The sequence below is a fragment of the Thermogemmatispora tikiterensis genome (assembly GCF_003268475.1).
Taxonomy (GTDB): Bacteria; Chloroflexota; Ktedonobacteria; order Ktedonobacterales; family Ktedonobacteraceae; genus Thermogemmatispora; species Thermogemmatispora tikiterensis.
This window is the reverse complement of record NZ_MCIF01000002.1, coordinates 4,315,642-4,335,288: the sequence shown is the minus strand read 5'-3', so window position 1 is coordinate 4,335,288 and position 19,647 is coordinate 4,315,642. Positions and strand designations below refer to the sequence as shown.

14 protein-coding genes are annotated in these 19,647 nt (G+C 61.5%); 1 reads left to right on the top strand and 13 read right to left on the bottom strand.

Annotation, left to right across the window (positions count from 1 at the left end; genetic code table 11):
• Positions 1 to 50: 50 nt before the first annotated feature.
• The 6 genes from rpoB to A4R35_RS17260 form a co-directional block, all read right to left on the bottom strand.
• The gene (rpoB, locus tag A4R35_RS17285) at positions 51 to 3,548 is read right to left on the bottom strand and encodes a DNA-directed RNA polymerase subunit beta (RefSeq protein ID WP_112431535.1); all 3,498 of its coding nucleotides are present in this window, start codon (positions 3,546 to 3,548) and stop codon (positions 51 to 53) included.
• 727 nt (positions 3,549 to 4,275) lie between these two features.
• Positions 4,276 to 5,130, bottom strand: a complete 855-nt coding sequence (locus tag A4R35_RS17280) for a hypothetical protein (RefSeq protein ID WP_112431533.1) — start codon at positions 5,128 to 5,130, stop codon at positions 4,276 to 4,278.
• A 384-nt stretch (positions 5,131 to 5,514) separates the two neighbouring features.
• Complete coding sequence (gene cysK, locus A4R35_RS17275) at positions 5,515 to 6,450, bottom strand: cysteine synthase A (RefSeq protein WP_112431531.1); 936 nt, start codon at positions 6,448 to 6,450, stop codon at positions 5,515 to 5,517.
• A gap of 31 nt (positions 6,451 to 6,481) precedes the next feature.
• Complete coding sequence (locus A4R35_RS17270; RefSeq protein WP_146747250.1) at positions 6,482 to 6,892, bottom strand: response regulator transcription factor; 411 nt, start codon at positions 6,890 to 6,892, stop codon at positions 6,482 to 6,484.
• Positions 6,893 to 7,051: 159 nt separating this feature from the next.
• Positions 7,052 to 7,492, bottom strand: a complete 441-nt coding sequence (locus A4R35_RS17265; protein ID WP_052890681.1) for an RrF2 family transcriptional regulator — start codon at positions 7,490 to 7,492, stop codon at positions 7,052 to 7,054.
• A 201-nt stretch (positions 7,493 to 7,693) separates the two neighbouring features.
• A complete protein-coding gene (locus tag A4R35_RS17260; protein ID WP_112431527.1) occupies positions 7,694 to 9,364 on the bottom strand; it encodes a cytochrome c biogenesis protein ResB in 1,671 nt (556 codons plus the stop codon).
• A 441-nt stretch (positions 9,365 to 9,805) separates the two neighbouring features.
• Between A4R35_RS17260 and A4R35_RS17255 the strand changes: the two genes are divergently transcribed.
• Positions 9,806 to 10,909 (top strand): aminopeptidase, encoded by a 1,104-nt coding sequence (locus A4R35_RS17255; RefSeq protein ID WP_112431525.1) that lies wholly within the window; start codon positions 9,806 to 9,808, stop codon positions 10,907 to 10,909.
• A gap of 162 nt (positions 10,910 to 11,071) precedes the next feature.
• Here the strand turns inward: A4R35_RS17255 and A4R35_RS17250 are convergent, their stop codons facing one another.
• From A4R35_RS17250 to A4R35_RS17220, 7 genes are all read right to left on the bottom strand, one after another.
• A complete protein-coding gene (locus A4R35_RS17250) occupies positions 11,072 to 11,878 on the bottom strand; it encodes a class I SAM-dependent methyltransferase (protein ID WP_112431523.1) in 807 nt (268 codons plus the stop codon).
• A 55-nt stretch (positions 11,879 to 11,933) separates the two neighbouring features.
• Positions 11,934 to 12,245 (bottom strand): hypothetical protein, encoded by a 312-nt coding sequence (locus A4R35_RS17245; RefSeq protein ID WP_112431521.1) that lies wholly within the window; start codon positions 12,243 to 12,245, stop codon positions 11,934 to 11,936.
• A 66-nt stretch (positions 12,246 to 12,311) separates the two neighbouring features.
• Complete coding sequence (locus tag A4R35_RS17240) at positions 12,312 to 13,244, bottom strand: WD40 repeat domain-containing protein (RefSeq protein WP_189361973.1); 933 nt, start codon at positions 13,242 to 13,244, stop codon at positions 12,312 to 12,314.
• A gap of 234 nt (positions 13,245 to 13,478) precedes the next feature.
• Positions 13,479 to 13,964 carry a molybdopterin adenylyltransferase gene (gene mog, locus A4R35_RS17235; RefSeq protein WP_112431517.1) on the bottom strand — a complete coding sequence of 162 codons (486 nt, stop codon included), beginning with the start codon at positions 13,962 to 13,964 and terminating at the stop codon, positions 13,479 to 13,481.
• A gap of 9 nt (positions 13,965 to 13,973) precedes the next feature.
• On the bottom strand, positions 13,974 to 14,681 hold the full coding sequence (locus tag A4R35_RS17230; RefSeq protein WP_189361971.1) for a CpXC domain-containing protein: 708 nt from the start codon (positions 14,679 to 14,681) through the stop codon (positions 13,974 to 13,976).
• Between the two features lie 172 nt (positions 14,682 to 14,853).
• A complete protein-coding gene (locus A4R35_RS17225; protein WP_112431513.1) occupies positions 14,854 to 16,125 on the bottom strand; it encodes a DNA double-strand break repair nuclease NurA in 1,272 nt (423 codons plus the stop codon).
• On the bottom strand, positions 16,115 to 19,240 hold the full coding sequence (locus tag A4R35_RS17220; protein ID WP_189361969.1) for an AAA family ATPase: 3,126 nt from the start codon (positions 19,238 to 19,240) through the stop codon (positions 16,115 to 16,117). The genes A4R35_RS17225 and A4R35_RS17220 overlap by 11 nt, the downstream gene beginning before the upstream one ends.
• Positions 19,241 to 19,647: the final 407 nt, after the last annotated feature.

Here is a 19,647-nt window from a genome sequence, read left to right as displayed (position 1 = left end):
CGACCGATCCGATCGCAGGCTGATGGCGCGGGACGCCTCCGCCGGTTCCCTTACTGATCTCCCTCGAAACCGGACAGATTGATGCCTAGCTCGGGCATGACGTCATTCGAGCTGTCCTCAACGAACTGGATCTTCTGATCGTCCTCGTTGAGAACCTCTACGTTGATCCCCAGGCTCTGCAGTTCTTTGACCAGGACCTTGAAGGACTCCGGCACGCCCGGCTCGATAATGTTTTCGCCTTTGACGATGGCCTCGTAGGTCTTGACGCGGCCCACCACGTCATCAGACTTGACGGTGAGGATCTCCTGCAGGATATAGGCCGCGCCGTAGGCTTCGAGCGCCCAGACCTCCATTTCGCCGAAGCGCTGGCCACCAAACTGGGCTTTACCACCCAGCGGCTGCTGCGTGATCAGGCTGTAGGGGCCGGTCGAGCGGGCATGGACCTTGTCTTCGACCAGGTGGGCCAGCTTGAGCATGTAGGTGTAGCCCACGGTGATCGGCTGGTCGAACGGCTCGCCGGTGCGTCCATCGAAGAGCTGGATCTTGCCACTCTCCGGCAGATTAGCACGACGCAGCAGCTCGGTGACGTCGGCCTCGGTGGCACCATCGAAGACAGGGGTTGCGATCTTGATGCCCAGCGCCGTGGCGGCCCAGCCCAGATGCGTCTCCAGGATCTGCCCCAGGTTCATACGGTGCGGCACGCCCAACGGGTTGAGGATAATGTCGACCGGTGTACCATCAGGCAGGAATGGCATGTCTTCGATGGGCAGGACACGTGAGATGACGCCCTTGTTGCCGTGGCGCCCAGCCATCTTGTCACCGGCCCCGATTTTGCGCTTCTGGGCAATGCTGACACGCACCAGCTGATTGACCCCGGGCGGCAGCTCGTCGCCGTTCTCGCGCGAGAAGACCTTGACCTCGACCACCTTGCCGCGCTCGCCATGCGGGACGCGCAGCGAGGTATCCTTGACCTCGCGCGCCTTCTCACCGAAGATGGCGCGCAGTAGCTTCTCCTCGGCGGTCAGCTCGGTCTCGCCCTTGGGTGTGATCTTGCCCACCAGGATATCCTGCGGCCCGACTTCGGCGCCGACGTAGATGATGCCGCGCTCGTCGAGGTTGCGCAGGCCCTCCTCACCAACGTTCGGGATATCACGGGTAATTTCTTCAGGACCGAGCTTGGTATCGCGCGCATCCACCTCGTACTTCTCGATATGGATCGAGGTGAAGAGGTCCTCACGCACAATGCGCTCGCTGATCAGAATGGCGTCCTCGAAGTTGCCACCCTCCCAGCTCATGAAGGCCACCAGAATATTCTGCCCGAGGGCCAGCTCGCCATCCTGGGTCGAGGAGCTGTCTGCGATGACCTGCCCGGCGCGCACGCGGTCACGCTTGCGCACGATAGGCCGCTGGTTGATGCAGGTGCCGGCGTTGGAGCGCATGAACTTGCGCAGGCGATAGGTATGGATTTCGCCCTGGTTGTCCATGATCTCGATGACGCGCGCCGTCGATTTGACGACCTCGCCATCGACCTCACTGACGATTACCTGACCGGAGTCAATGGCCACCTGACGCTCGATGCCGGTACCACAGACTGGCGCCTGCGGTCGCAGCAAAGGTACCGCCTGACGCTGCATGTTGGCGCCCATCAGCGCGCGGTTGACGTCGTCGTGCTCCAGGAAGGGGATCAGCGCGGTTGCGACGCTCACCGCCTGACGCGGCGAGACGTCCATGAAGTCCATGTTGTCCGTGCTGTCCATGATAAATTCGCCCTGGTAGCGAGCCAGCGTGCGCTCTTCGGCGAACTCACCGTTCTCCAACAGCGGCGCGTTCACCTGGGCGATCTTGTAATTCTCCTCGTCGTCGGCGGTCAGATACTGTACCTCATCGGTGACAAAGGCGCGGACATGCACCCAGGCGTCGCCGAGCAGCTTTGACAGTTTCAAGAAGAGGTCTTCATCGACGCGCACGCGCTCGTGCGCCTTGACCAGCACCTGGCCGTTCTCGTCGAGAACATCCTCCCGCTCGTGCCCGACTACGCCGCGAAACTCACGCCCGATCAGGCGCGGATCATTGGCCCGCAGGCGACGGTAGACTTTGCGATAGGGGGTTTCGATGAAGCCGTAGGGATTGACTTGTCCGTACGTGGCCAGGTAGCCAATCAGACCGATATTGGGACCTTCCGGCGTCTCGATGGGACAGATACGCCCGTAGTGAGAGCGATGGACGTCGCGCACATCCAGACCGGCGCGCTCGCGCGAGAGACCGCCAGGGCCGAGGGCCGAGAGGCGGCGCTTGTGGCCAATCTCCGCCAGAGCATTGGTCTGCTCCATAAACTGCGAGAGCTGGCTGCCACTGAAGAACTCGCGCATGGCCGCCACCACCGGGCGAATGTTGATCAGGGCATTGGGCGTGGCCTGGCCCGGCTCCTGGATGCTCATGCGCTCCTTGACCACGCGCTCCATGCGCAGCAGGCCAACGCGGAACTGCGACTGAATCAGCTCGCCCACGCAGCGCACGCGACGGTTGCCCAGATGGTCGATGTCATCCTTGCGCCCGTGACCGTTGTTCAGGCGGATCAGACGGCGGATAATATGGACCAGATCGTCCAGCGTCAAGACGCGGATATGCTGCGGCACCGCCAGCTCCAGCTTGCGGTTGAGCTTGTAGCGGCCCACATTGCCCAGGTCATAGCGCCGTGGGTTGAAGAAGAGGTTACGCACCAGCGAGCGCGCGTTATCAAGGGTGGCGGGATCGCCAGGGCGCAGCTTCTTGTAGAGTTCGAGCAGGGCCTCCTCCTCGCGCTTGACCGGATCACGATCCAGCGTCGTCTGGATGTAGCGCACGTTGGGATCGTCATCGGCCTCGCTGAAGGCCTGAATCATGCCCTGATCCGTCGTCAGATCGACGTCCTCGGTATGCCACTGCTCGCGGGCAATGCTGGCGACAGCGCGCAGCAGGGTAGTGACAGGCAGCTTGCGCTTGCGATCAATCTTGACGGAGAGGAGATTCTTATTGCTTGTTTCAAACTCCAGCCAGGCACCGCGGTTCGGGATCAACTTGGCGGCGAAGAGCCTGCGCCCGGTGCTGGCATCCTCTTCGGCGGTAAAGTAGACCCCCGGCGAGCGCACAAGCTGGCTGACCACGACGCGCTCGACGCCGTTGATGATAAAGGTGCCCTGCTTGGTCATCAGGGGGAAGTCCCCCATGAAGATATCTTTCTCGATAACCTCGCCCGTCTCCTTATTGATGAGGCGAGCCTTGACCGTCAGCGGGGCGGCATAGGTGGCATCGCGGTCGCGACACTCATCCTCGCTGTATTTGGGCTTGCCGAACGGCTCGGGCGGGACAATAAACTCCAGACTGAGATTTTTGCCAGTGAAATCTTCAATAGGAGAGATCTCTTCAAAAACCTCGCGCAGGCCCTCTCGCTTGAACCACTCAAAGGAGTCGAGCTGGATCTGGATCAGGCCCGGCATTGGCCGTATATCCGGAATACGCGCGAAAGAAACACGCTCCGGGAGCGCAACGGCCTTGCTGCTCACTGTCATGTGTGATATTCTCCTCTCACTAGAGCTTCACGGAGGAAAACCTTCCTTGCGCGACAGATGGCCTCACCTTACATGGCCCAGCTCCCTGTCTTGCCCATGCAGATAGACCAAACCAGGTCAGGCGGTTGCTGCTGTTGGTTAGTCAGGCTACAAAGGGAAAGGCAGTCACCAGGGAGGGCCTATCTGCCCGCCAGGTCACATCTGCGTCTGCTGTCGTGAAGGGAAAGTTGTCCCGAGAGGCGCCTCGGCGCACCTCTCCGGAGGATCGTGAAATCGATGATTGTTGCTGTTGTCTACGGTTGCTGATAATTCCAGTGTCGGTCGGGAGCATTGCATGACAAGAAAAGTAACCGCTTCGTGCTCCCACAAGCGGTTACTCGGAATTGCTTTGTCGTCTTCGTTTAGTTGGTCGCTGGATCACCCACATGCACGGCCCTACACACTGACTCAGAGAAAAAAACATGCTGCGTGCCGACCCTTTTCTCCCAGGGTTGCACCCAGTCACTCCTTGTCAATTGGCAATTTCAAAGTATATCCCCTACCGACGACTTTGTCAAGTCCTTTAAGGGGGGAATTTTGGAACTATCCCATTTTTCCTTCTCCTTCCCTCCCTCCCCCCCCCATCAGGCTTAGCCGGTGCCCCTCCTCTGCGCCCCTGGCTCAGGCAGGCAGACAGACAGACAGACAGGTGGGGCTGCAGCGCAGCTGAATGAGGCAGAGATGAGGCTCAGGCGGAAAGGGCCAGCTGTTTTTGATGCTGAACTTCGGCGAGGGCTGCCTCGATTTCCTCGCCCAGCGCTGGATTCCAGGGCCGATCGGCATCTATCCAGCGTTTGCGCAACAGGGCCAGCAGGCGCTGCTGATCAGCGCTGGAGAGCAGCTGCAGCTCGAGCAGGGACTCCGGCTCACCAGGTGAGAGAATAGAGAGCATAAAGTCATGAATCCAGAGCGAGGTATGGCTATCGAGCCGGTAGGTCCGCGGCGCCCCCATCTGACGACAGAGCGAGAAGCAGCTAACCAAAATGCACGCCAGCAGCACCAGCATTCCTATGGTCAGCGCTAACCCGGGCAGCGTGAGTAGCAGGAGCAGAGCGGTACCCAGGGTTGTCAGGACGGGATCGGCCCAGGTCTGCACCCAGCCCAGCAGGATCAGCGGGATCAGGCCCCCCAGAACCACCAGAAAGCAGAGCAGGGTCGTACCGATCATCCAGAAGATGCTGCCCAGGTTCTTATGCGATAAATCACGCACCGTCAGGCTGTGCTCGTCAATGAGCAGCATTTCCCGACGGTAGCCCATCTGCAGAGCATAGAGATAGCGCAGGCTCGTGAGGCAGCCGGCCAGGGCGCTCAGGGTGAGGTAGACCACCAACGCCAGCAGGGCATCCTGCCACTTCAGATAGGGCGTGAAGGTATGCCCATAGCTTCCCCAGAGCCAGCGTCCCCCCCCTACCAACCCCACCGCCACCAGCAGGAAGGTCACCGCCGTCAAGAGAGCGAGCAGGCTGTTGCGCACATAGGCGGAGCGCTTCAGATGAAAGCGTTGGACCTCTGTCCCGCTTTGATATTGACCAATTGTTGACATCGCGCGTACCATCCCTCCCCATGTGCAGCAAAAACATCTCGGCTGGCCAGCGTTGCAGATCTGCCGTCAGGTCGGCGCCGCTCCTGCTTCAGGTCGAGAGGCCAGGCAAGAGGCGGCGGCCCGCCAGGGCTTTCCTGACGAGTCACGCTGAGTCGACCTGGTGCTTCCTGGCAATCGCCTGGAGGCTGGTCACAGCCGCTATGGTTTAAGACGAATCAGGCGGGACTTCGGTCTCATGAGCAGGCAGTTGACAGAGCTGATCGGGAGCGATCTTAGTGCATCCGCTTTGCTGAGGCTGCCTCACTCTGTGTCACGCGCCGCCAGCATCGTTCAGGGGCCTCCCTATCCAGCCAGTGCTCCCGCTGAAGCCGGAAAGCGGCGCTGTTAGACGCGCAGATCGTCGAAGAGGATCGTATGCAGATAGCGCTCGGCGGCGCTGGGGAAGATGGTCACGATGACCTTGCCCTCGTTCTCTTGCTTGCGAGCCTCCTGGAGGGCAGCCCAGGCGACAGCCCCGCTGCTGATGCCGACAGAGAGGCCTTCTTGCTCCATGATGGTGCGCGCGGTGGCCACGGCATCATGATCGCTGACGGGAATGACGCGATCGATCAGATCGACGCGCAGGGTGTCGGGGACGAAACCCGCTCCAAGGCCCTCAATGCGATGCGGCCCGGGACGCCCACCCGAGAGAATGGCGCAGGCCGCCGGCTCGACGGCTACCACCTCTACCGTTGGCTTGCGAGCACGCAGACCTTCAGCGACCCCGGTCAGGGTGCCACCAGTGCCGACGCCAATCACTACCATATCAACGGCCCCGCCGGTGTCTTCCCAGATCTCAACGGCAGTGCCCTCGCGGTGAGCACGGGGGTTGGCTTGATTATAAAACTGCTGGGGATACCAGGCATTTGACAGGGAGGTACGCAGCTCGATCACTTTGTTGATGGCGCCACGCATCCCCTGGTTGCCTGGCGTGAGAATCACCTGGGCCCCAAGGCGACGCAGGAGCAGACGACGCTCCAGGCTGATGGTATCGGGCATGGTAAGGATGCAGCGATAGCCACGGGCGGCGGCGATCCAGGCCAGGGAGATGCCCATATTCCCGCTCGTTGGCTCGGTGATGACCCCCCCAGGGCGCAAGAGACCCTGCGTCTCCGCCTCGCAGATCATCTTGAGGGCTGGACGATCCTTGAGGCTGCCACCAGGGCTGAACATCTCTAGCTTGGCCAATACAGTGGCACCGCAGGAAGCAGCAAAACGCTTTAGCTCAACCAGCGGGGTGCGACCGACCAGCTCTGTTGCATCCTTGGGCCAGCGCGCCATGTTCACCTACCTGCTTGCTTGCCTGTTTCACCTAGTCTTCTGCTGGCTCGGCTTGCTCCGGCTCCTCGGCGAGCAGGGCGCGCATGAGAAAGAGGAGTTCTTGCACGCTGAAGGGTTTGCGCAGCATCAAACCCGTATGCAAGCCCATGCGATGCAGCTCCCACTCGTAGCTACCGGTGATGACAATAATTGGTATATGCCTGGTTTGACTATGGCCGCGCAAGATCCTGTAGAGGGAGACGCCGTCGAGGTTGGGCAAACCTACATCGAGTAGGATCAAATCGGCCCCAATGTTGGGCAAATGCTCACGAGCCTCCTGCCCATCGGGGAAAACGTGCAGCTGCCAGGAACTAACGGTCGTGATGACCGCCTGAACCATCTCGATGAGGCGCGGATCGTCCTCTACCAGAGCGATTACCTTCGTCTTCTTCGCTTTTTGCACGGGAACAACCACGTCTTACTACCCTTCCCCTTCAGGCCAGCGGACAACTGCCGCCGCCTGCTGCTGCGCATCCCCAGTCCGGGCCACCAATCTGCTCCTCCACCCACCACTCATCAGCCTGCCACTCCCAGAAGCGACAGCTCGCCCCGCCTGGACTGGCTAGATATAGTACATGGTCTCTGCAGCGGCGCCAGTGCGATGGCGCTGCGCCAGCTCCTCGATGGTCGTCGAGAGCAGAATTTGCCAGGTCATTTCGTCGATTTTCTGCCAGACCTCGCGCAAAGCACAGCCTGGTGACAGCTCACAGACACCAGGCGAAGGCAAACATTTCATCGGCGGCACGTAGCCCTCCAGGGCCCGCACGACCTCGGCCATGGTAATCTGAGAGGGCGGCCTTGCCAGCATATGCCCACCCTTGGGACCGCGCACACTCTTGACCAGCCCTTCCTTGCGGAGCGCCATCAGGATCTGATCAAGGTAATGCTCAGGAATATACTGCCGACTGGCAATATCCGCACTTTCAACCGGTCCCTGTCCATAGTAGGCCGCCATGTCAAGCATGGCCCGTAGTCCGTAGTCGCCTTTCATCGTGAGCTTCATACGCTTGTTCCTTTCTTGCTTGCAGCATCCTCTTGCGGATGGACAGGGCTACGAACCTTGTGACCCCTGCTGCTTGCTCTTGCCTCTGTGTTGCAGGACAAGGACGTGTTTCTAACGCTAGGATATATCAATTGTGAATCACTGTCAATGGCCGCTTCTATCAGCGCTGTCCCCCTGAACGCCGTCCCCAAGCCCTGGCATTTACTGCTTGCTTGATAAGGCATGGGAGGGGCGTGTCTCCTCGGGCGCTCGCTCACCCTGCTCCTGGCGGGCTGCTGAGGCCCGGGCCTCGCGTGCGATGCCCAGGAGATCGGTACGGATGTTGGTGAAGTGTTCGCGCAGGGCTGCCATTTCGACCTGGTCGCCGCGGATGCGCAGCCAGATGCGTCGCTGCGGGAAGTAGAAGGTGATACACAGGCTGAGCACCAGGACAACGGCAATCGGCCAGACGAGCGGAGACCCGGCGTCGCGCGTGACCAGCAAGACGGTGGCGTCGCTGGCGGCGTCAAGCCTGATGGTCCACTGACCGTCGACGCTCTTGCCGCTCTGTCCGGGCGAGAGACGCAGCAGAGCTTTGTCCTCGTTATTGCTGGTGCCCGGTGTGCCAATGGCGATGAGCAGCACGGGATGGGCAATCTGGGACAAATGTTGCCCATCTGCATGAATGAAGAAGACCCCCATCGTGTAGTTGGTCCCACCAATGGGGATACCGCGCGCATAGTCGACGACGCCGTTGCCCGAGGGCAGGGTGCTGCTGCTATCGAGGATGACGGCATCGTGATAGAGGACATTGCCCTGGGCATCGGTGATGGTGATGACCGCTGAGGCTACCAGTGAGGATTGATGGAAGGTGATGCCGTCGTAGGTCAGCGGGTCGTTGACACGCAGATGGTCGCTATGGGCCACCAGCTCGCCATCACGGTAGACGCTCAGGTCGGTCACGTAATCGATGGGCTGGCCAGTCTGAGGATCAAAGCGCGCGGTGAAATGGTTGACGCGAAAGCTGATGTTGTGAGGGGTGCCGCGCGGGTAGACGACGGCGCTCTCACCGGTCGGCAAAGCCTGATCAAAGCTGAAGCCGGCCAGGGCGTCGCTGAGGCTGATGATAGGAGCCGGCAGGATGCGCCGCGCCGGGCTGTTGAGCGGGAAGCCATGCCATTGGCTGATCATGCCCGCCAGTAAGAGGGCCACGAGCGAGGCGTGGAAGACGAAGGTGGAAAGGGTGGCCCAGGTGTTCTTGTTGGCGTAGAGATAGGTGACTTCGCAGTTGTCTACGCTGTCGCTCTCGCTGCGCACACGATAGCCGCGACGCCGCAGGGCGGCGCTGGTCCAGGCCACGGCCTCGGGATGGCTGAAGCTGGCTCGCTCCAGGGCGTTTTGATAAAAGCGGTCGCTGCGCCGGATGAGCGGATGGGCAAAGTTTTGCCAGATGGCCGGGGCGCGATTGAGGGTACAGACAACGATGCTGAGCGCCAGTATGCCCAGCAGAAGCATAAAGTACCAGCTTGAGAAGATGGTGAAGAAATGGAGCCAGTCGTAGATGGGCGTCAGCGAGCCATACTGCGGCAGGGCGTTCTGCTGCAGCCAGGCTTGATAGGCCGTCGGGTCATTGAGCACTTCGCCCGGCGCCTGCGGAAAGTAGATGCCCAGGATGCAAACGACGATGATACAGACAATCAAAAAAATAGCTGTGCGCACCGAGCTGAGCCAGCCCCAGAGAGCATCAAGAGGATGCTTCATCGCGTAGGCCAGACGCTTCTTGAGGCGCTGGCCAGGGCTGAGTCGGGGCGCGGCAGGCCGTTTCTTGTTCGAGGAGGGCCGCGTTCGACGGGACGCGGCGCCACGCTGTGGTTGCTTGAGCAGTGTCGCCATGAGAATCTATGGTCTTTCCTTCCTGCCTGCTGGCTGAAATGGAACGGTCCTTGCTCGTCTGCAGAGTGCCACCGGTTGCGTCTCGCGTTCTTGTAGTATGATAGAGCAAGGGCGGTATTCTGGCAAGCGTCCGCCCACTGTATCGCTCCTAAAGAGAGCATCCACGCACGGCCCTGCAGCACTCCGTCCCCATAAGTAGGAACCTCAACGGACGCCGCGCTGGTGCAGAAATTCTATACTACTTGTTGTTGAGCAGATGAGACAGGGCAAGCTGGCAACCGCACCTACACGACCCCTCGCTGCGCGCAGAGGGGCCTGCACGTCATCGTATCTTGGGGAGAGCTATGCTTGAGCACTGCTGCGCCCGCCCCTCACCGTTGCCAGTTTTCCGGCTTGAGGTATGCTGATTCTTGTCTAATAGAACAGAGAGGAGTTCTTTTCATGGCCGACGAACGTCATCAGAAGCTGGCTCAGGTGCTTGTCCACTACTCGCTGGAGCTGAAAGCCGGCGATCGATTGCTGATCCAGGCTCCTACCGCAGCCTTTCCGCTGACACGCGAGGTTTTTCGCGAGGCGATCCGCACTGGCGCCTATGTGGTGGCGGTGGAGACGCTGCAGCCGGAGTTGACCGAGCTGCTGCTACGCGAGGGTAGCGACGAGCAGCTGACCTATGTCTCCGAGCTGGACCGCTTGCGCGTCGAGCAATATACGGCCCGCCTCTACGTTTGGGGCGAAGAGAATACGCGCGCCTTGTCCTCGGTCGATCCCAAGCGCCTGGCTCTCTACCAGCGAGCGCGTCAGGCGTTATTGAGTCGCAGGCTGGAGCGTGAGGCCAGCGGAGAGGCCCGCTGGTGCGGTACGCTCTTTCCAACGCACGCTTATGCGCAGGACGCCGGCATGTCTCTGAGCTCCTATGAGGAATTTGTCTTTACGGCAGGCATGCTGGATATGCCTGATCCGATCGGGGCCTGGCGCCGGGTCTACGAGGAGCAGCAGCGCATCGCGGCCTTTCTGGGACAGCACGATGAGTTGCACATTGTGGCCCCAGGAACCGATCTACGGCTGCGCGTGGGGGGCCGCCAGTGGATTAACTGCGCCGGTAAGGCCAATTTCCCCGACGGCGAGGTCTTTACCGGCCCGATTGAGGATTCGGTCTCGGGTACCATTCGCTTTAGCTATCCGGCCTTCTATCAAGGCTACGCGGTCGAGGGGCTGAGCCTGACCTTCGAAGAGGGGCGTGTGGTGAAGGCTACGGCCCGTACGAACCAGGCTTTTCTGGAGGCTATGCTCGATGTCGATCCAGGCGCCCGCACCGTTGGTGAGGTGGCTTTCGGATTGAATTACAATATTCAGCGCTTTACCTGTAATACGCTATTTGATGAGAAGATTGGGGGGACAATGCACCTGGCCCTGGGGGCCTCGCTGCCAGAGAGCGGCGGACGGAATCAGTCGACGATCCACTGGGATATGGTGAACGATCTTCGCGAGGGCCGCGTGTATGCCGACGGCCAGCTCTGCTATGAAAATGGACGCTTCTTGATCTGAGCCAGAGCAGAGAGGCGAGCCAGGCCAGCAGCAAGCCGATCATGGGCAGCAACCCTGGTCCGGGGCCGGCTCACTTCCTTCCTTCCTTCCTTCCTGCCTGGCTCGCCTCTGGAGGTTGAGATAGGGGTCCTGGCCTGGTCTGGCCGGATGCTAGGCCGGATGCTACTCGCCTTTGCGCCCGTGCCAGAGGGTCCAGCACTCCTGAGCGATAATCTCGCCACCGGCCTGCTCGTGCTGGGCCAGGTGCTCTTCAAGAAAGGCGATGTAGGCGAGCAACTCGTTGACCTCCTCTTCACTCATTTCGTAAAGGGGGGCGTTAAGCACGTAGCTCACCAGCTCTTCGGCCAGGGCGCTGCTGTTGGGATAGACACCGCGCGTCTCCCAAAGCGCGCGCTGCTGAACGTCGCGAAAGCCGACGTCTTGCATGATCTGACGCACCTCTTCGCGCTGGCAGCGTGCCAGGACACGCTGGTCGACTAGACGTGGATAGCGGGCAAAGAGATAGCCCCAGATATGGGTTTTGCTGCCCGGCTCCAGGAGATCCTCGGGGGTCTGGTCCTGGACGAGCAGGCTACCACCGGGCTTGAGCAGGCGATAGGCTTCGATGAAGCAGGGGCGCAGCTCCGTCGGGCGCAGATCGCGCAGCAGAGCGCGCATCAAGACGATGTCGTAGCGCTCGGCCAGCAGGCCGGTGGCCAGGGCGTTCCCGCGCAGAAATTCGATGTTGCGATAGCTCGCGCAGCGCTGACGCGCCTGCTCTAGCTGCTCTTCAGCGCTGTCGAGGCCGATAACATAGGCAGCCCCCAGATCAGCCAGGGCCTGGGTGTAGAGACCATTGCCGCAGCCAAGATCGAGCACAAGTTTGCCGCCGGGCGGGATGAGGGTGGTGACCGCCTCCAGCCAGGCGGGATCGGGGCGGTCGCTGGTTTGCAGCAGCCCTCTTTTCTCTGGGTAGACTCGGGTCGCCATTGTTCCCGCTCCTTCCTGTCTGACGCACACCAGCTCGGCGCGCACCGCTCGACGCTCAGGTGAGATGCCGGGGGGAGCTTAGTCCATTCTTGATGTAGGCTTTAACCCCTTCCGGCCCGCGAATGCGTAGCCAGAGCGGCCCGCGCTGCGGTGCAAACTGCAACTCAAAGGTAAGCAGGGGAGCACACTCGCGCTCAATGCTGATGAGCGCCAGAATGGCCGTGAGCCGCTCTCGCGTGTCGCTGAAGCGAAAGGCATAGCCGTCGCTGAGCTCGTTGACCTCCTCGGCCTCTCGGAAGAGGTCGAGATTGCTTTCACGGCGGCGCATGATGCGCTCCTGCCCCCTGCTGGCATCTTCGCTGAACATGGTTGATTCTCGCACGCTCGTTTCCGGAATGACTGTGACTCAGGTCCCGTTGTTGCTACTGTTGAGCTAATCTACATCTATGTCTATGATATGTATCAGTGTATCACTGGCAGAAGCAATTTGCCTACCCTTGGGGGACCAGGCAAGACAGCGAATCCAACGCTGGTGCTCGCCGTAGCTGAGCAGAGTGGCCCCGCTGCTGGCCCGCCAGAGTAGGAGAGAGCAGTCGTCGCCAGCGGAGGCGAGGAGCTGGCCGTCCGGCGACCAGGCCAGCGCTTTCAGGGGACGATGGTGGTCACGGTAGATGGTGATGAGTTGGGGACTGGGCGTCTGCGGTCGCCAGACCAGCACCCGGTTGTCGGCTCCGCCCGAGGCGATCAGCTGACCATCCGGCGACCAGGCGGCGCAGTAGATGGGTCGGCCATGCTCGCTGAAGCGCAGGGAACGCTCGGCCCGGAGCGAGGAGGTGGAAGCGCCGGCGTCGACGGTCCAGATATCTACGTAGCCGTCAAAGCTGGCGCTGAGCAGCCGCTCCCCACTGGGGGACCAGCCGACGGCAAAGAGCCGGTATTGTTGACGATCGCAGAACAGGCAGCGCCCGCTGCGGCTCTCCCAGAGCTGGAGGCTGCTGTCACCGTAGTCGCCGCCCGAGATGAGATAGTCGCCGCTGGGAGACCAGGCCAGGGAGCGCACAAAGCGACGATGTCCACGGTAGATGAGCAGGCAACGGTGAGGCGAGGCGACTTCCCACAGGTGGACGGCTCCAGCGGTGTCACCCGAGGCAAGCAGACGGCCATCGGGGGACCAGGCCAGGGAGAGAATACACTGTCCGTGGCCTGTGTAGGCGGCAATGGGTTCAAGTGCGCCATCGTTGGACGACTGCCAGAGGCGCACGCTTCCATCACGTCCAGCCGAGGCGAGAAGCTGGCCATCCGGTGACCAGGCCAGGGCAAAGATGGCATCGCAGTGACCGGGGTAGTGTCTGGCTCTTGCCCGCATGACTGATGTCTCTATTTTTTTCCCTGGTGACTGCCGAGCCGCGGCTTTCTCCATCCCCTCCCTGGGCAGGCGCTCCGAGGGCGAGCGCTCAGCAGCGCCGTCGGCCCGCCCCTCACTACCAGCCGGGGCGACATACCGCCCTGAGTCTCGCTCGCTCCCTTGCCCAGGCAGACGACGGCTGGAGCGAGCAGCCTTGATCAACAGGTTAGCCAGCGGGCACGCTCGCTGCTACGGCTAGTGTTCGCTGGGGCCGCCGGTCAGCAGATTGATCGCATGCGGCAGAACGGGCAGGATTGTCTCCAGGCATTCCTGAACGGCCTTGGGACTGCCTGGCAGGTTCACGATAAGCGTCTGCCCACGCGTACCGGCGATTCCCCGCGAGAGCATGCCAAAGGGCGTATGTTGCAGGCTGGCGGCACGCATGGCCTCGGCCAGGCCCGGAGCCTCACGCTCTATGACGGCCCTGGTGGCCTCGGGGGTCACATCGCGCGGAGCCAGGCCGGTGCCGCCGGTTGTCAGGATTAAGTTCAGCCGTTGCTCGTCGCACCAGGAGCGCAGCACGGCCTCGATCTGCTCGCGCTCATCGGGGACAATAGCGGTCACACTTACCACTGCCTCGGGCAGTTGCGCCACGAGAGAGCGAATGGTCTGGCCGCTTGTATCCTGGCGCGTCCCGTGGAAGGCACCATCGCTGATCGTCAGGACACCAACCGTAATCATTGTCCTTCGTCACCCCCTGGGGGCCAACGCGCGCATAATGGCTCCGATCTGGCGGCGCGGCCCATAGAGCCAAACCGTGTAGGTTTCTCCCTGCTCCTCCTCTTCCACAATGCACTGCATCTCACGTGCCAGGCGTCGGGCAATGTCAAACATCTGGCCACGTTGAGCGGTGCTGCGGCTTTGGGTGCGCAGGGCAATTTTGCCAAGACGCTCATCCTGGCTCAGGCCGGCATTGATCAGGAGGGCTAGCTGATCCAGGCCAAAAATCACCTGCAGGGGCGGGATCTCCCCGCTCGCCCCCCGCACAGCGGCGGCGGCCAGGGAAGCGGCCATCTCTCCCTCATCTGGCGTCTCCGCTCCTTGTTCCACACCTGAGCCCGGCCCTTTCCCCGGCTCCCCTGGCTGCTGAGCTACGCGCTCGTAGACGTCGCGCAATTTGGCCTCGATCAGCTCGCGCCCTTCTCGCGGCACGTTGTCGCGAGGATGGACATAGGCAAGCAGGTGATTGGGCGGATCGGAGTAGACGAAGGGTCGTCGCGCCTGAGCGCGCCGCCCACAGGCGGGGCAGGTGACTACGTTGAGGCGACCCGCCAGGATAGCATAGCGCAGCTGGGGGTCACGCGCGACGTTGACATATTCATAGACCTGGCACTCAAAGCTATGGCCACAGCGACAGGTCAGCTTGTAGCTGGCTGTCCGCGATGCTAGTTGCGACATAGATGATAGCGCTTCGAAAATGACATCCTCTCCTGCGAAATGAACCACACAAGCACTAAACATCTCTATCATATCACATCGATGCCGACCCGCTGGGGCCAAGCCAGGATCGAGCAGGCCAGGCAGCAGATTCGCCACAAGTCCCACTTGCTCCTCAGAGTGACAGCGCCACTCAGCGCCGGCGGCTCTTGCTCAGGGCCTTGGAGGAGAAGGTGAAGCTCAGGCCCTGACCCTCGATAAATTGCTGGAAATGCGCATAGAACTCGTTACGGTCCTGAAGAGTAATGACGGCGACAGCGTCGGCAGTCTCGATGGCATAGGGATAGCCCTGGCCCCCGGCGATGATCTCGGCTCGCACGACATCGACGACGGGATCAAGCAGGCCCTCGTCGACGATCCAGCGCGGGAATTCCAGGCGGGCTGGCGGGCGCTGGCTCACAGCCTGCAGATAGCAAAAGGCGATGCGCTCGCGATAGGGTCCATAGTGGTCGAGAACATCACCACGGGCACAGATCATGGCCGGGGTGCGATCGCCCCAATGCAGGCGCCCTTGCCAGAGCAGGGCATCGTGAATGCGCTTGGTCTCGCGCAGCAGCGGCTGGGGCTGCATAGCGTCGAGGCGCAAGAGCATGGTGATGATGTCGCGCGCGTAGCTGGTGTCGACGTAGCCAATCAAGGGTACGCGGAAGCGCTCGGAAGCCTGCAGCAGGGAAACAGCGCCGGCGATGTAGCGCTCGCGGTAGGGACTGGGCATGGTCAGGGCGAAGGAAACGACCAGGGAACCATCGAAGAAGACGACCGGGCTGTGAGCGGGTTCGTCAGGCCGACGCTGACGGGCCAGCTGCTCCATCTGGCTGCAGAGCGTTTCGACTTCGAGCTGGAAGCGGCGCAGCGAGACCTGCAGTTCCGAGTAGGGGTAGCCACTGGGATCGGCGCTTTCGCTGGGTGCCTCTTCCAGGATCTCATCGGGTGTCAGCACTTCGAGGCGCACGTCTTTGACGTAGGGACGTCCGCGCTGGTGGGGATTGACAAACAGGCCGACCTGGACCAGGGCGACGGGGATCGAGGCATCGCGCCAGGGCTGAAGCTGGCTGCCGTCAACGGCCAGCGTTGTAATCCCTTCGATGCACTCCGCCCACTGCCGCGCCTGCTCGTGGTTGGCGAAGCGTTCGGAGAAGCGAAAGACGGGACCGTGATAGTCCTCCTGAGTGGCCTGGACCAGCCAGCGATCGAATTCGATCGTCGGACGCGCACCAGCCGCTGGCAGACCCTGCCCGTCAGGTGGCAGGTGCTGCTCTAGATGAGCACTTGAGCGGTAGCGGCGATAAAGGGTCTCTAGCACATGACGATAGGCCCCCAACTGATCGCTGTAGGTCCCGCCATAGAGCATGAACTGGTCTCGTTTACTGGCCAGCGCGGCCAGGAGCCTGCCCTTATGGAGCATGAGCGTGTTCCTCCTCCTCCTCAAAGGCTGCCTGCCACTCTTCGTCACTGACCAGGCGTGTCTCGCCGTTTTCTTTGCGCAGGCGGATCAGGCTATCCAGACCCTGCTCAAAAGTATCGTCATGGCTGATGACGATGAGCTGGTCAAAGCCGCGGACGCGTCGAATCTGCTCGGCGAGATTGCTGCGGCGGGTGCTGTCCATATTCTGAGTCGGTTCATCGAAGAAGGCAATGGTCAGGTTGGAGAGCTTTTTGAGCAGAGCCAGGCGCACGGCCAGAGCGGCACTCATCTGCTCACCACCGCTGAGCTGAGCAAAGGTGCGCGTGGCGCTGCGATTGCGAACGACAATCTCGTAGTCGTCCTGCCAGCTCAATTGCGCGCTGCGATCGCCCATGATCTCGCCAAAGATGCGATTGGCCTCGGCGGAGATCTCAGCCAGGCGGGCCCGCAAGATTTGCGGAGCGGCTTCTTTGAGCAGCTGGCGAAAGAGGTCAGTCATGCCGGTCAGCTCTTCGAGGGTGCGATATTCCTGCTGCGCAGCCTCCAGAGCGGTGAGCAACGCCTCAGCCTGGCGGATGCGCGCCTCCAGTTCGGCGATACGACTGCGCGTATGCTGGAGGGCGGTGGTATAGCCTTTGAGGTCCGCCCTGAGCTTCTTGATCTCTTCGTCAGTACGCTGGAACTCAGCTTCATCAAAGGCGATCTGGGCCTGGCGATAGGCGCGCTCGGCCTGCTGCAGTTCCTGTTCGGCCCCCTGATAGTCGACGGTGGCTCGCTCGTAGGCTTGCTGACGCTGCGGCAACTGACGCGCTCCCTGCTCATGGGCCAGATAGGTTTGATAGCCAGTCTGAGCACGCTGACGCCGGCTCTCCTGCTCAGCAAGGCGCTCGTCGAGATCTTGATATGCCGCCAGGCGCTCAGTCAGCGCCTCTAGCTCTCGCTCCAGACTGATCTCCTGCTGGATTAGCTCAGCAAGCTGCTCGCGCAGGTGCGGCTCACGTTCAATGGCGGTCAAGAGGCCGCGAATCTGGCCAGCGGGATCATCCAGCTCTGTCAGTTGGGCCTCAACTTCTTTGAGGCGCTCGCGAACACCCTGCAGCTGCTGCACCTGTTGTCGGCGCTCCACCAGCTGCTCCTCCAGCAGCTTTAGCTGCTCCTCAAGCTGTTCCACTTTCGTCCGTAGGGCCGGCAAAGCCCGCACGCGCTGATCTGCCAGTTCGCTTTCGCGCCGCGCCTGCTCGGCCTGAGCGATCTCCTGACCCAGGTTTTGCAGCTCAGCGAGGTCCTGTCGGAGGCCGTCGACATCGCGCTGCAAGCGTAGCAGCTCACCTGCCAGCTGGCGCAGGCGCTCCGCACATTCGCTCTGCTGCGCCCGATAGTGGCCCAGGCGCTCGTATTCCTGAGCATAGACAGTGAGCCTGGCAATCTGCTCCTCCAGTTCCTGCTGTTGGTGGCGCAGGTCGACAAGCTGGGCCTCGTCGCCGGCGATGAGCTGTTCGAAATAGGATTCCAGGCTAGCCAGACCCTTCTGGCGAATATTGAGGCAGGGCTCATGGAGCAGAGGACAGAGACCACCGCGCGAGCGATTGTATGACTCGCGATAGCCATCAATGTTACCCTCCAGACGATAGCGCCGGGCCGTTAGCTGGGCCTGCTCTGCGCGCAAGGCGGGCAGAGTCGCCACCTCCTCGCGATGGGCTTCGACCGCGGTGATCGTCTCCTCCAGGCTTCGCAGGCGCTCAGCGGTTTTGGCGCGCTCCTCTTCCTTCTGACGCAGGGTCTCCAGCTTCTCTTGGAGCTGAAGCTGCTTCTGGCTGCGCTCCGAAAGGCGTGCCTGAAGCCGGGTCAGGAGAGTGATGCGTTCAGGAAGCCGGCCAGCCAGCTCTTGCAACGGCTCGATCTCGCTCAGTTGATGCTGCACGTCTTGCAATCGCTTCAGCTGCTGTTCCTGTTGACGGCGCAGGCTGCGCCCCTCCTCTACCAGCTCATCATAGCGCTGAACCTGCTGGCGCAGCTCCTCACGCCGGCGCTCCAGCTCGCGCTGACGGTCCGCCAGGGGTGACAGCTCGATGACACGCTGGCGCGCCTGCTCGATCTCCTTGAGGGCGGCCTCCACATGAGCCTTGTTGGCGCTCAGGCCAGCCTGGCGACGCTGCAGGGCCGCCTGCTGCTGGCGTAGGGTGTTACGCTGGCGCTCGGCCTGGCGCAGCTCTTGGAGGGCGGCTTCCGCTTCCTGATAGGCCAGATAGGCCGTACGGTTGGCCTCGACCTGCGCTTGCGCCTGACGAGCCAGCGCCAGCTCTTGCTCACACTGGCGCAAATGCTGGCGGGCGGCCTCGCGCCTCAAGTGGGCCTGCTCGAAGCGGTGGCGCAGGTCGAGCAGCTCGTCGCGCTGGCGCTGCAAGAGAGCGTAGTGGTTCTCCGCCTCCTCCAACCGGCGCGTGCCAGTGGCAATCAGCTCCGTCTGGCGCTGCTCCTCCTGGCGGGCCTGGGCCAGCTCCTGCCGCCACTGATCCAGGTCGCGTGTCTCAAAGCTGAGGCGCTGAATCTCTTGCTGTTGCTGCTGCATCTGATCCTTATAGTAATTCTGGACCTCGCGCAGATAGTCGGAGGCGAGGCGATAGTCTTCGATCTGCAGCAGCTCGTCGAAGGTCTTCTTGCGCTTGGCCGGCGTCTCCAGAAAGACCGCTGTGAAGGTTCCCTGGGGCACGCCAAGGGCATCTTGAAAGAGGGTCTGCAGGGGGCGCTCGTGCTCAATGCCGAACAGCTCGTGTAGCTTATCGAGCACGTCGGTGCGTTGCTCCAGGCGATAGTCGGCCTCGCAATCGTAGAGCTGCCAATAGGCGCCGGCGCCGCAGCGGCGTTCGACAATATAGCGTCGTTCATCGTTGCCCACCAGATGGACGCGGATCAGACCATATTTTTCGCCCTCACGCACAAACTGGCTATGCTGCTTATAGGGCAGGGCATCGAAGAGGGCAAAGCCAATGGCCTCGACCAGCGTCGTCTTACCGGCCCCATTCGCTCCCTGAATAGCCGTCGTCCCACGTCGGAACTCGACGGCCAGACGATGATAGCTTTTGATGTTTTCCAGCTCAAGACGAGTAATCAACATGCCGCTAGCCTTCTGCTCTGCTCTTCTTCCAACAAGTTTGCAGCCGTCTTCTCTCCCGCTCTCCCCCTCCTGCCGGCGAGGTGCGCCTTTCATTTCCCTCACTAGAGAACGGCGGAGAGAGGCGAAGAATGTCCAACGAAGGAATAAAAACCCTGCTCAGGAACAAGTTTATGGTTGTTGTTTCTCCCTTGCGAGGCCGAAAGCGGTAGCTCCCAGGCGCATTATACCATGCCCGCGCTTGAAACACAGCATCACCTTACCGCGTGTCAGGGGAAGGAAGACGAGAGAAGATGCACCGCGGGCTTCTGCTCCCGACGAGGCAGCAGGCGGCTTCGCCAGCAGGCTCGCGGGAAGCAGCAGTACCACTCTGCCCTATAGAAGAACAGGACAGCACAGACAGAGGAGTC

Excerpts from the sequence above, each read along its gene's own strand:
- rpoB (WP_112431535.1), bottom strand. The coding sequence starts at position 3,548 with ATGACAGTGAGCAGCAAGGCCGTTGCGCTCCCGGAGCGTGTTTCTTTC.
- A4R35_RS17280 (WP_112431533.1), bottom strand. The coding sequence starts at position 5,130 with ATGTCAACAATTGGTCAATATCAAAGCGGGACAGAGGTCCAACGCTTT.
- cysK (WP_112431531.1), bottom strand. The coding sequence starts at position 6,450 with ATGGCGCGCTGGCCCAAGGATGCAACAGAGCTGGTCGGTCGCACCCCG.
- A4R35_RS17265 (WP_052890681.1), bottom strand. The coding sequence starts at position 7,492 with ATGAAGCTCACGATGAAAGGCGACTACGGACTACGGGCCATGCTTGAC.
- A4R35_RS17260 (WP_112431527.1), bottom strand. The coding sequence starts at position 9,364 with ATGGCGACACTGCTCAAGCAACCACAGCGTGGCGCCGCGTCCCGTCGA.
- A4R35_RS17255 (WP_112431525.1), top strand. The coding sequence starts at position 9,806 with ATGGCCGACGAACGTCATCAGAAGCTGGCTCAGGTGCTTGTCCACTAC.
- A4R35_RS17250 (WP_112431523.1), bottom strand. The coding sequence starts at position 11,878 with ATGGCGACCCGAGTCTACCCAGAGAAAAGAGGGCTGCTGCAAACCAGC.
- A4R35_RS17245 (WP_112431521.1), bottom strand. The coding sequence starts at position 12,245 with ATGTTCAGCGAAGATGCCAGCAGGGGGCAGGAGCGCATCATGCGCCGC.
- A4R35_RS17240 (WP_189361973.1), bottom strand. The coding sequence starts at position 13,244 with ATGCGGGCAAGAGCCAGACACTACCCCGGTCACTGCGATGCCATCTTT.
- mog (WP_112431517.1), bottom strand. The coding sequence starts at position 13,964 with ATGATTACGGTTGGTGTCCTGACGATCAGCGATGGTGCCTTCCACGGG.
- A4R35_RS17230 (WP_189361971.1), bottom strand. The coding sequence starts at position 14,681 with ATGTCGCAACTAGCATCGCGGACAGCCAGCTACAAGCTGACCTGTCGC.
- A4R35_RS17225 (WP_112431513.1), bottom strand. The coding sequence starts at position 16,125 with ATGCTCCATAAGGGCAGGCTCCTGGCCGCGCTGGCCAGTAAACGAGAC.
- A4R35_RS17220 (WP_189361969.1), bottom strand. The coding sequence starts at position 19,240 with ATGTTGATTACTCGTCTTGAGCTGGAAAACATCAAAAGCTATCATCGT.